At 64.8% G+C, this 11,817-nt stretch carries 12 protein-coding genes; 8 read left to right on the forward strand and 4 right to left on the reverse strand.

Annotated elements, in window-relative coordinates; translation table 11 throughout:
- Positions 1–143: 143 nt before the first annotated feature.
- Positions 144–1,220 carry a type I restriction endonuclease gene (locus M3C25_RS12400; RefSeq protein ID WP_102162165.1) on the reverse strand — a complete coding sequence of 359 codons (1,077 nt, stop codon included), beginning with the start codon at positions 1,218–1,220 and terminating at the stop codon, positions 144–146.
- A 63-nt stretch (positions 1,221–1,283) separates the two neighbouring features.
- On the opposite strand from M3C25_RS12400, the gene M3C25_RS12405 reads away from it, so the two are divergent.
- Entirely contained in the window at positions 1,284–1,571 is a 288-nt protein-coding gene (locus M3C25_RS12405) for an HAD family hydrolase (protein WP_146004359.1), read from the forward strand.
- Positions 1,572–1,660: 89 nt separating this feature from the next.
- Here M3C25_RS12405 and M3C25_RS12410 read toward each other — a convergent pair whose 3' ends face one another.
- From M3C25_RS12410 to M3C25_RS12420, 3 genes are all read right to left on the reverse strand, one after another.
- Positions 1,661–1,996, reverse strand: coding sequence for a hypothetical protein (locus M3C25_RS12410; protein ID WP_146004360.1), 336 nt, complete (start codon positions 1,994–1,996; stop codon positions 1,661–1,663).
- A 208-nt stretch (positions 1,997–2,204) separates the two neighbouring features.
- Positions 2,205–3,575, reverse strand: coding sequence for an aspartate aminotransferase family protein (locus M3C25_RS12415; protein ID WP_102162167.1), 1,371 nt, complete (start codon positions 3,573–3,575; stop codon positions 2,205–2,207).
- A 15-nt stretch (positions 3,576–3,590) separates the two neighbouring features.
- Positions 3,591–4,061, reverse strand: a complete 471-nt coding sequence (locus M3C25_RS12420; RefSeq protein ID WP_259857033.1) for an Lrp/AsnC family transcriptional regulator — start codon at positions 4,059–4,061, stop codon at positions 3,591–3,593.
- 225 nt (positions 4,062–4,286) lie between these two features.
- Between M3C25_RS12420 and M3C25_RS12425 the strand changes: the two genes are divergently transcribed.
- From M3C25_RS12425 to M3C25_RS12455, 7 genes are all read left to right on the forward strand, one after another.
- The gene (locus M3C25_RS12425) at positions 4,287–5,777 is read left to right on the forward strand and encodes an aminobutyraldehyde dehydrogenase (protein WP_102162338.1); all 1,491 of its coding nucleotides are present in this window, start codon (positions 4,287–4,289) and stop codon (positions 5,775–5,777) included.
- Positions 5,774–6,961, forward strand: coding sequence for an ABC transporter ATP-binding protein (locus tag M3C25_RS12430; protein WP_102162169.1), 1,188 nt, complete (start codon positions 5,774–5,776; stop codon positions 6,959–6,961). The genes M3C25_RS12425 and M3C25_RS12430 overlap by 4 nt, the downstream gene beginning before the upstream one ends.
- The gene (locus M3C25_RS12435; protein WP_259857036.1) at positions 6,954–8,141 is read left to right on the forward strand and encodes a polyamine ABC transporter substrate-binding protein; all 1,188 of its coding nucleotides are present in this window, start codon (positions 6,954–6,956) and stop codon (positions 8,139–8,141) included. The genes M3C25_RS12430 and M3C25_RS12435 overlap by 8 nt, the downstream gene beginning before the upstream one ends.
- The gene (locus M3C25_RS12440) at positions 8,138–9,067 is read left to right on the forward strand and encodes an ABC transporter permease (protein WP_170273855.1); all 930 of its coding nucleotides are present in this window, start codon (positions 8,138–8,140) and stop codon (positions 9,065–9,067) included. The genes M3C25_RS12435 and M3C25_RS12440 overlap by 4 nt, the downstream gene beginning before the upstream one ends.
- The gene (locus M3C25_RS12445) at positions 9,064–9,906 is read left to right on the forward strand and encodes an ABC transporter permease (RefSeq protein WP_170273856.1); all 843 of its coding nucleotides are present in this window, start codon (positions 9,064–9,066) and stop codon (positions 9,904–9,906) included. The genes M3C25_RS12440 and M3C25_RS12445 overlap by 4 nt, the downstream gene beginning before the upstream one ends.
- Before the next feature lie 2 nt (positions 9,907–9,908).
- On the forward strand, positions 9,909–11,306 hold the full coding sequence (locus tag M3C25_RS12450) for an NAD(P)/FAD-dependent oxidoreductase (RefSeq protein WP_259857037.1): 1,398 nt from the start codon (positions 9,909–9,911) through the stop codon (positions 11,304–11,306).
- Between the two features lie 95 nt (positions 11,307–11,401).
- The coding region (locus tag M3C25_RS12455) for an SRPBCC family protein (protein WP_446014103.1) at positions 11,402–11,817 on the forward strand (416 nt) is incomplete at its 3' end.

Here is an 11,817-nt window from a genome sequence, read left to right on the forward strand (position 1 = left end):
GGCAGCGCCACGCCGTGTCCTGGAATCACTGATCCACACCCTCAATTACGAAGAGCCCTTCAACCTCGGCGGGCGCTCATCGTCATGCCTTAATGCTACGTCAGAGACGAGCGCTGGCGTCCGTCAATGCTCACGTGTAAGCGTCAAACATACCGGCGTGCTGTCTCCCGCAGGCGTTCGGCGTGAGCATAGAGATCTGATGGACGGTCGATATCGACGACTTCCTCAGTCTTATCGCCGTTCATCAGGCCGACCCTCAACCGCTCAGGGTTATTGAATCGGAGCCGGCAGATCGGCTTGCGATTGTTGTCATCGAAGATAATCGCGCAATAGCTCTTCGCATCACGCATGTGAACACGTTCCACCGCAATTTCACTGCTGAGGATCGCCTGAACAATGTAGTAACCATGCTGCTCGTCGTCGGTAGTCTCAATACCGTCGTCACCGGCGTCTGTTGGTGGAGCTTCTTCCGTCTCTTCAACCGGAGCTTCTTCCGTTTCATTACTTCCGAGCGCGGCGGACAGACGGTTGTTGACCTGGTCGCCGATGAATCGGCTGAGTCCTTTTGCGACGAGCGGTGTCAGCTCTTCTCGAACGCGCTGTGTGATCCGGCCAGAGTAGATCCGGTTGAGAACGAGGGTTGCCATGTCATAGGAGATCTCTTTGGCCTCGGCGGCGAATACTCGTTTGGCTGCAGACACATACTTGAGCTCTTCCGCAGCGCTCAGCACTGACTCAAGGTCAAAGTTCTGTTTGCTGAGCTTCTCCAGTTCATGCACTGCCACTCTGTCTACGTCTTCGACGGTGAACTCCAAGAAAGGCTTGGCGTCCATGCGATTCGGTTCGTCAAGGTCGGTATAGAAGCGGTACTCATTGCCATTCGTCAGCACAGCAATCCGCGCCGTCGTCACGTTGAAGTATCGGTAAAGCTGAGATGCGTTCTCGAGACTGAGTGGCTCGCTAAGTTTCTTGCACTCGATGAGAATTGCGACTTCATCATTCTTGACGATGGCGAAGTCGATCTTCTCGCCCTTTTTCAAACCGACGTCAGCTACGAACTCAGGGATGACTTCGTCAACGTTGAAGACATCGAAGCCCAGTACGTCTTGGATGAACGGCATGATGAGGGCTGTTTTCGTCGCCTCTTCGGTGAGGACTGAGGGTCGGATCTTGGAAAGCTTTCGGGCAAGAATTCGAAGTTGTTCTTCAACCTCACTCATGTGAGCCTCCTGCGAATTTGGTGACCTTCTTCACATGCTACTACGGCGTCAAGTTGAGACAACTTGGTCTTTGCCGGGAAGTGGCATTACAGCGAAAATCGGCGCGCGCCTGCTGAATCACTGCCCGGGTCGCATCTGGGAATTGTCAACACCTCATTGCTGGCAATCATGTTCCGCTGTCTCTTTGCCTGGAAGTGGCGATTTGACGCCCAGGCCGAAGAGAAGGCCGGGGCTGGAATGGTCTGCGGTGTCCTCACCGGCAAGCTCGATGAATCTGGCTTAGACGGCAGCGGTGCCACCGGGGTCATCGGCTCAATGGCCGACCTGCCCCAGCGCCTGCTGAAGAGCTGACTGATGGTGCTGCGGGCAGTGGGCGCTTCATTGCAATCCTGACCTTACGCGTCAGGCTGGGCGACAATGATGTCGCCCAGCCTTAGGTGTTACAGCAGACCGTATGCCTGGTCGTGAAGAAGCTCGTAGATCTTTTCAACGACTCTGACTATTGCTGCGGAGACCCACAGAAGCATTGCGCAGAAGAAGACGCTGAAGAGCGCGAAGCTCGCTTCCCCGTCCATCAGAATTAAGAACCCGATCACAGTGAAGATAGCAGCGAAAACCCCGACGACTCTCGAGTACCCAAGCCGAGCCCTTTCCGGCAAGTGAATCTGCTTGGGCGAGGAGGCAGCTTGCTCTGCAGCCCGTCGCTCGCGGCGAGTTCGTCGTGGCCCCTGGACTGGGGGAGCCGAGATCTTCTTGGGTGGTTCCGGCTGTGTCATTCGCCATTCCTTTTTCGGTCAGCTGTATGCGGCGGCGGGATCAGACGAGATGAGTCTAGCTGGAGGTCAGGTGGCTAACGAGAGCACCCCAGTCGGCGGGAAGTGCTGCAAACGGACCCCTTTGAATCGGAGGAGGTTCGTACAGTCGCGGAACCGTGCGAGCCTCTTGGCGTTTACGTCTCTCCTGCGCCGAAAGGGGGATTCAGATTCAGATCAGCTCCCACGCATCGGTGAGCACCGAGCGGATGATCTGCTCCATCTCCTCGAAGTCCTCCGGGCCGCAGGTCAGCGGCGGGGAGAGCTGGATGACCGGTTCGCCGCGGTCATCGGCGCGGCAGTACAGGCCGCGCTCGTACAGGGCGGAGGAGACGAAGCCCTTGAGGACGCGTTCGCACTCCTCAGCGGTGAAGGTCTCCTTCGTCGCCTGGTCCTTGACCAGCTCGATGCCGTAGAAGTAGCCCTCGCCGCGCACATCGCCGACGATCGGAAGGTCGAGCAGCTTCTCCAGGGTCTTGCGGAACGTCGGTGCGTTCGTGGCGACCCGGGTGTTGAGCTCTTCGCTTTCGAAGATGTCGAGGTTGGCCATCGCGACGTGGCAGGCAACGGGGTGACCGCCGAAGGTGTAACCGTGGTAGAAGGTCTCTCCGCCCTTGCCGAAGGGCTCGAACAGACGATCGGAGGCGATCATCGCACCCAGTGGCGCATAGCCGGAGGTGATGCCCTTGGCGCAGGTGATGATGTCGGGCACGTAGTCGAAGTCGTTGCAGGCGAACATCGAACCGATGCGGCCGAAGGCGCAGATCGTCTCATCGGAGACGAGCAGCACGTCGTGCTCATCGCAGATCTCGCGCACCCGCTCGAAGTAGCCCGGCGGCGGCGGGAAGCAGCCGCCGGAGTTCTGCACCGGCTCGAGGAACACGGCTGCCACCGAATCGGCGCCCTCGAACTCGATGGCCTCCGCGATGCGGTCGGCTGCCCACTGGCCGAAGGCCTTCTCATCGCCGGCGAAGCGGTCATCGGCACGGTAGAAGTTGGTGTTCGGCACCTTGTGGGCACCCGGCACGAGCGGAGCGAACTGATTGCGCAGATCCGGCAGGGAGGTGACGCTCAGCGCGCCGTGCGGAGTGCCGTGGTAGGCGGTGGCGCGGGAGATGACCTTGTGCTTGCCGGGCTTGCCGGTGAGCCGGAAGTAGTTCTTCGCCAGCTTGAGCGCCGACTCGACGGAGTCGCCGCCGCCGGAGGTGAGGAACACGCGGTTGAGGTCACCGGGGGCGTAGCCGGCCAGGCGCTCAGAGAGCTGGATGGCCGGTTCGTGGGTGTATGACCACAGGGGGAAGAAGCCGAGTTTCTTCGTCTGGTCGTAGGCGGCCTGGGCGAGTTCCTCACGGCCATGGCCGACCTGGACGACGAACAGGCCGGCAAGCCCGTCGATGAGCTTTCTGCCGGTGTCGTCGAAGATGTGGTGGCCCTCGCCGTGGGTGATGACCGGGGTGCGGTCGCCCTCGAAGAGGTGCTTGTGATTGGCCATGTGCATCCACACGTGATCGCGGATGCCGGTTTGAAGGTTGTGCTGTTCCACGTGGTTCTCCACTTCCTAGCGTGTGCCCCAGTTGTACTTCTGGTCCCAGAGCTTGAGGTACATCATCGTCTCGGTTGATTCGACATGCTCGATCGAGCGCAGCTGCCGCAGCAGGGCCAGCAGCTCATCGTCATCAGCGCAGACGACTTCGATGAGAATGTCGTAGACCCCTGCGGTGACGACGGTGTAGTCGACCTGCGGGAGCTGGCTGAGGATCTCGGCGGTCTCAGTGATGTCTCCGCTGACCTTCACCCCGATCATCGCCTGCCGGTTGAAGCCCAGCTGCAGGGGAGAGGTGACGGCCACGATCTGCATGACCCCGGCGGCGGTGAGTTTGGAGACCCGCTGGCGCACGGCCGCTTCGGACATGCCGATGTCGCGGCCGATCTCGGCATAGCTGCGCCTGCCATCCCGCTGGAGGGCCTCGATGATCGCCTTGGACTTGGCATCGAGCTCCATATCCGGCGCAGAGGTCTCAGCGGTCATGACGCCTCCTTCAGAACTCACCATAACAATGTAATCAGTGGCTCCGACCATATCTGATTGCGAAATCAGTTTGCAAGAGAGATTAAAGTTACGAAATCAGTAGACAATGCGGGGTGGTCTCGTTACTCTGATGAAACGCTGATGTGCCTCGCCTCACACCACGGCACCACCTGTGCCGGGGCAGGATCCCAGCTCAGCACCACCGACACGGAGGTTCGAAGACCCATGCACGTCATCAACGGGCAGCGCACCCCCGGCACAGGACCGGAGTTCGTCCGCCGCTCACCGGCCACCGGCGCAGAGGTCGCCCGCTACCGCCTGGCCAGCCCCGCCGACGTCGACGCAGCCGTCACCGCAGCCGCCGAGGCCTTCCCCGGCTGGAAGAACACCACTCCCGGCGAGCGCTCCGATCTGCTCTTCGCCCTCGCCGCCGGACTCGAGGCCCGGGCAGCCGAACTCGCCGAGCTCGAATCGGCCCAGACGGGCAAGTCGATCCGCCTGGCCACCGAGTTCGATGTGCCCGGCAGCATCGACAACGCCCGGTTCTTCGCCGGCGCCGCCCGCCAGCTCACCGGACTGGCCGCATGCTCCTACTGGCCGAACTCCACGTCGATGACCCGGCGGGAGCCGATCGGCGTGATCGGCTCGATCGCCCCGTGGAACTATCCGCTGCAGATGGCGGCTTGGAAGATCTTCCCCGCTGTGGCTGCCGGCAACACCATCGTGCTCAAGACCTCTGAACTGACACCGGGCACCTCGCTCATCCTCGCCGAGGTCGCCGCCGAGGTCGGCTTCCCTCCCGGCGTCATCAACGTCATCGCAGGCGACGGCCAGAGCGCCGGAGAGGCGCTCGTGCGCGACGAGCGAGTCGTCATGACCTCCTTCACCGGCTCGACGGCTGTTGGGCGGAAGGTGATGGAGATGTGCGCAGCCAAGGGCGCACGCGTCCACCTCGAGCTTGGCGGCAAGGCCCCGTTCGTCGTCTTCGATGACGCCGATGTCGAAGCCGCGGCCCGCGGCGCGGTCGCCGGCTCCCTCATCAACGGCGGCCAGGACTGCACCGCCGCCACCCGCGCGATCGTTCACCGCAGCATCTTCGAGGACTTCTGCACCCGCGTCACCGAACTCATGAACGGCGTCATCATCGGTGATCCCGCTGACGAGGCCACCGACCTGGGCTCCCTCATCAGCGCCGAACACCGCGACCGGGTCGCAGCAGTCGTTGACCGTGCTCGCGCTGCTGGTGCCCAGATCCGGTGCGGGGGTACGATCCCAGCCACCGCCTCGGGCACTGAGGACAGCGCCTACTACGCCCCGACCCTCATCACCGGCATCGGCACCGGGGCCGAGGTGTGGCGTGAGGAGATCTTCGGTCCTGTGCTCGTGGCCATGCCCTTCGATGATGAAGACGAGGCGATCGAACTGGCCAACGACACCGTCTACGGGCTGGCCGCCAGCGCCTGGACGACGACCACCCGCCGGGCGCTGCGCGCGGCAGCCGAGATCGAAGCCGGCTGCGTGTGGATCAACGAGCACATCCCGATCATCTCCGAGATGCCGCACGGCGGATACAAGGCCTCCGGATTCGGCAAGGACATGTCGCAGTACTCCTTCGACGAGTACACGCAGGTCAAGCACGTCCTCATCGACGAAAGTCCCGATGCCCACCGCGAATGGCAGGACATCATCTTCACCACCGACAAGGAGCGGGCATGAGCGCGCACACCGAGACCACCGCCGCACCGCCTCCCGGCACCGGACAGGCGACAGGCCAACTGGAGATCCGCGGAGTGACCAAGCGTTTCGGCAGCCACACTGCGCTGAGTGAACTCGACCTCACAGTCGAGGCCGGGGAGTTCCTGTCCCTGCTCGGGCCCTCCGGTTGTGGCAAGACGACCCTGCTGCGGATGATCGCCGGTTTCGAAGAGCCGAGCACCGGGCACATCCTGCTCTCCGGCCAGGACCTCGTCGGCGTGCCGGCCCACCGGCGGCCGGTCAACACCGTCTTCCAGTCCTATGCCCTGTTCCCGCACATGAGCGTGGCCGACAACGTCGCCTACGGGCTCAAGCAGAAGCGCGTGCCCAAGGCCGAGATCCGCGAACGCGTCCTCGAAGCGCTGCGCCTTGTGCAGATGGATGGGTTCGCCGAGCGCAAGCCCGACCAGCTCTCCGGCGGACAGCAGCAGCGCGTCGCCCTTGCCCGGGCGCTGGTCAACCGGCCGCAGGTGCTGCTGCTCGATGAGCCGATGTCGGCACTCGACCGCAAGCTGCGCGAGGAGATGCAGATCGAGCTCAAGCGCCTGCATGCCGAACTCGGCATGACCTTCGTCTTCGTCACCCACGACCAGGAGGAGGCCCTGGCGATGAGCGATCGGATCGTGGTGCTCAACGCAGGGAAGATCCAGCAGGTCGGCACCGCCGAGGAGATCTACTCCAGGCCTGCCAACCGGTTCGTCGCAGGCTTCATCGGCAAGCAGAACTTCGTCTCCGCCACCCTTGAGTCGATCGACGGCGACACCGCCGTGCTGCGCACCGCCCGCTCCCTCATCACCGTGCCGGCCGGACTGCTGGGACCAGAGGCGAAGCCCGGCGGATCCGTTGAGGCGGCCGTGCGCCCGGAGATCATCGACGTCACCCCGCTCGACGTCGCAGGCAGCGGCAGTGCGGCCGGCAGCGGCAGTTCGGCCGGCGGGGACAGCAGGGAACTCACCGATGCAGTCGACGGTGAGATCGTCGGTGTGTCCTTCCTCGGCGACGTCGTGCAGTACATCGTCAGGCTGCGCGACGGCCATGAAGTCCTCGCCCGCATTCCGGCCCTTGCGAGCGACCACCTCGGGCCCGGCGCCCGGGTCCGGCTGTCATGGGGACGCAACCAGGCGCAGGTGTTCTGCGATGGCTGAGCGCAATCACCGGGTGCGCTTCCTCGCACCCCGCTCCGAGGCCCCGCGCATCCGCAGGCAGCTGCTGACCGCTGCCGGTCCGAACCGGCGGGCCTTCCTCACCGGTGTGGGACTGGCCGGGCTGGCCGGACTCAGCGCCTGCGGGCAGACCGGCCGGATGGCCAGCTCCCCGCCAGCCGACGGCGAGATCGAGGCGAAGCTCAACCTGTACTCCTGGGGTGACTACGACGACCCCGAGATCATCAGCGAATTCAGCGACACCGCCGGCGTGCGCGTGCAGGTCGACTCCTACGGTTCGAACGACGAGCTGATGGCCAAACTCGCCGGCACCCGCGGCACCTCCGGCTACGACATCGTCGTGCCGACCGGCTCACGGGTGCAGCAGATGATCGAACACGACCTCATCCAGCCGCTGGACCTTGAGCGGATCCCGAACTTTAGGAACATGGATCCGAACTTCATCCACCAGGAGTTCGACCCGGAGAACCGGTACTCGATCTGCAAGGCCTGGGGCACCACCGGCTATGTCTACGACCGCACCGTCATCGACCGGGAGCTGACCAGCTGGCAGGACTTCATCGACGCCGCCGGCAAGGAGGCCTCCGGCTCGACCGCGATCCTCGAAGACCCCTGGGAGCTCACCGCGATCGCCCTCGCCTCGATGGGCGAGGACGTCAACACCGTCGACGAGGCGATCCTGGAGAAAGCCAACACGATCGTCGTCGACGACATCGCCCCGCATGTGCGCGCCTATATGGGCAACGCCGCCCAGGGCATGACCCAGGGCGGGCTGAGCCTGCTGCACGCCTTCAACGGCGACGCCCGGCAGGGACTGCTCGAATCCGATGACCCGGACCGCTGGCAGTTCGTCTTCCCGACCCCGGTCGCCAACCTGTGGATGGACAACTGGTGCCTGGCCACCGGCGCCCCGCACCCGGATGCCGCCTACGCCTTCATCAACCACATGATCAGCCCTGACGCCGCGCTGCGCAACGTCGACTACATCGGCTACCACGTCGGCACCCAGGGCCTGAAGGAGGAAGCCGCCGACTTCGACTTCCCCGACATCATCTTCCCCGAACAGGAGATCCTCGACCGGCTCGTGCCCTCCGAAGAAGGGGCCGGCATCCAGCCGCGGGTTGAGATCTACACCGCCGCACAGACGAGGAGTTCAGCATGAAGCGCTTCGCCGCCCGCATCCTCGGCCCCGGAGCGCTCGCGTTCCCCACCTGGGCCTACGTCGTGTTCTTCTTCGTCATCCCCGTCGCCCTCGTACTCTGGTACAGCTTCGGGTACAAGCCCGACGAATTCACCACCGTGTCGATGGAGCAGCTGAGCTTCGACCGCTACTCCGAAGCCTTGACCTCCTCATCCCTGGCGACGTTCCTCGCCACTTTGCGGATCTCGATCGTCGGCACCATCATCTGCCTGCTCATCTCCATCCCGTTCGCCTACTGGCTGGCCGTCAAAGTCCGGCCCGAACGGCGCGGACTGCTGCTGGCGCTGGTGATGGTGCCGTTCTGGACGAACTTCCTCGTGCGCACCCTCGGCTGGCAGATCATGCTCTCCAACGAGGGCTTCGTCTCCAAGACCCTCCAGGCCATCGGCTTATCCGACGGAGGCCTCGACATCCTCTACACCCGCACCGCCGTGCAGATCGGCGTGGTCTACAACTACCTGCCGCTCATGATCCTGCCGCTGTTCGTGGCCATGGACGCAGCCGGACGGCACCTGCGCGAAGCCAGCTACGACCTCGGCGCCGGACCCTGGAAGACCTTCTTCACCGTCACCCTGCCGCTGGCCATGCCCGGCGTGGTCTCCGGCTGCCTGCTCGTGTTCATCCCGCTCAACGGCGACTACGTCACCGCCACCGTGCTCGGCGGAGCGAGCGGCTCGATGGCCGGCCAGCTTATCGCCAACCAGTTCAACACCGCCCAGAACTGGGCACTCGGCGCGGCGATGGCCGTCATCCTCATGCTCGCCACCCTTATCGTCGTCGCGCTCGGCGGGCTGCTGCTGTGGGGGCTGCGCTCACTGATGGAGAGGCTGAACTCGGTGCGCATCACCCCGCCCGAGCCGGCCGTGAGCGAAGGGAGCCGCGCATGAGACGTCAGGCCCGCGACCTCGGGTTCACCCTGTGGGGTGTGCTCGTCTTCATCTACCTCTTCGCCCCGATCGCCGTCATCGTCGCCTACTCCTTCAACACCGGGCGCATCCTCGCCTCCTGGCAGGGATTCGGCTTCGACGCCTACATCTCGGGCATCAACAACGACGTCATCGTCTCCTCGGTCATCACCAGCCTGCAGGCCGCCGTCGGCTCTGCGCTGCTGGCCACCGTGCTCGGCACCCTCGGCGGCATCGCGCTCGCCCGCGCCAGGCTCGGCACCTGGTGGGCCCTCGGCCTGACCGGACTGCTCGCCACGACACTCGTGACTCCGGAGATCGTCGACGGCATCTCGTTCCTGCCGTGGTTCGTCACCCTCGGCGTGGACGCGGACCTCACCTGGTTCAACAACGGGCTTGTGCGCCTCATCGTGTCCCATGCGATGTTCTCCGTGGCCGTCGTGACCTTCATCGTCCGCGCCCGCATGGCCGGCGTCGACACCTCCCTGCAGGAGGCCAGCGCCGACCTCGGGGCGACCCCGTGGACGACCTTCCGCCGGGTCACCCTGCCGATCGCCGCCCCCGGCGTGATGGCCGGTGCGCTCATGTCGTTCACCCTCAGCCTCGACAACACGATCCTCTCCAGCTTCGTCCAGCAGCCCGGCTACACGCCCTGGCCGGTCTACATCTTCTCCGCCGTGCGCGTGGCGCTGCGCCCAGAGGTCGCCGCGATCTCGACGGTGATGCTGCTGCTGACCCTCATCGCCCTCGCACTTGTCGGCCTCGTGCTGCGCCGCTCGGGCGAATCATCCACCGACATCGTCAAAACCATCGTGAGGTAGCCATGTCCATCACCCCTGAGATGATCTCCTCGAGCCTCGCCGGCGTCTCGCACGTCCCATACTGGCTCGATGACCCCGCCAGGCCCGAGGCGGGCCCCGCCCTAGTCGGAGACCGCACCTGCGATCTCGCCGTCGTCGGCGGCGGGTTCACCGGTCTGTGGACGGCCCTGCAGGCCAAGGAGCGCGACCCCGGTCGGCACGTCGTGTTGCTGGAAGGCGGCCGTATCGGCTGGGCCGCCTCCGGGCGCAACGGCGGGTTCTGCGAAGCCAGCCTCACCCATGGCCACGAGAACGGCGTCAAGCACCTGCCGGAGGAGAACGACGAGCTCAGCCGGCTCGGCTACGAGAACCTCGACGCGATCGAAGACGCTGTCGCCCGCTACGGGCTCGACTGCGACTTCGAGCGCACCGGGCTCATCCAGATCGCCACCGAGGACTACCAGATCCCCAGCCTGCGTCAGGCGCACAATCCGGAAGAAGGCGAGGTCTACCTCGACGGCGAGGAGCTGCGCGAGCGCATCGACTCCCCGACCTATCTGGGCGGGCTGCGGCTTGATCGGGAGTGCGCGATCATCAACCCGGCCAGACTGTGCTGGGAGCTGCTGCGCGTCTGCCGTGAGCTCGGCGTCGAAGTGTACGAGAACACCATCGTGCGCAGGCTCACCGACAGCGGGGACACCGTCACGCTGACCACTGACGCCGGCACACTCACCGCCGGGCGCGCAGCACTCGGCACGAACGCGTTCCCCGCACTGCTCAAGCGGGTCAAATGGCACACCGCACCGGTATACGACTACGCACTCATGACCGAACCGCTCAGCGATGAGCAGTGGTCGGCGATCGGCTGGAACGGCAGGGAGGGCCTGGCCGACTCGGCCAACCGGTTCCACTACTACCGGCGCACCGTCGACGGCCGGATCCTGTTCGGCGGCTGGGACGCCGTCTACTACTACGGCCGGCGCGTCTCCAGCAGGTTCGACACCCGGCAGGAGACCTTCGAAACTCTCGCCCGGCACTTCTTCGAGACCTTCCCGCAGGCCACCGGCATCCGCTTCACCCACGCCTGGGGCGGGGCGATCGACACCTGCACCCGGTTCTTCTCCTTCTTCGACACCGCCTACGCCGGCAAGGTCGCCTACGCCGCCGGGTTCACCGGCCTCGGCGTCGGGGCCTCCCGGTTCGCCGGCACCGTCATGCTCGATCTGCTCGAAGGCGCGCCGACGGAGCTGACCGAACTGGAGATGGTGAAGAAGAAGCCGCTGCCGTTCCCACCTGAGCCGTTCATGTGGGCCGGAGCGAAGATGACGACCCGCGCGCTCATCAAGTCCGACGAGAACGAAGGCAGGCGCGGCCCGCTGCTCAAGACGCTCGACGCATTCGGGGTCGGCTTTGACTCATAGCATCCGCCGCGACTGGGTCGGCCACGGCGGGGTCCGCCGCGGCTGGGTCCGCCGGGACTGTGCTGGCTGCCAGGTTCTCCTGAGAGAGTAGGACTATGGCAGTCTTCACGAGTTCGCTGGTCGTTCCGCATCCTCTGCATACCGTCTTCGATTGGCATCGACGGCCCGGGGCGCTGACCCGGCTGAGCCCGGAATGGGCGATGCAGATCGAACAGGAAGCCGAGCCCCTGACGCCGGGCTCGCAGGCGTCGATGAAGATCACCCTGCCCGGCACGCACGGGCTCGTGCGCACCCCCTTCTCCGTCGAACACGCCGCCGGGCCGAGTGAGCACTCCTTCATCGACCGGCAGGTGCGGGGTCCGCTGAGCTCCTGGGAGCACACCCACACCTTCACCGAGGTGACCGGCGCTGAATCCGTCGGCTCGGCCTTCACCCGGATCGACGACCACATCGACTACAGCTTCGCTCCCGGCATCCTGCCCGGCGCGAGCGAGATCGACGCGGCCGCGAT

The organism is Brevibacterium luteolum, from assembly GCF_025147615.1.
Taxonomy (GTDB): domain Bacteria; phylum Actinomycetota; class Actinomycetes; order Actinomycetales; family Brevibacteriaceae; genus Brevibacterium; species Brevibacterium luteolum.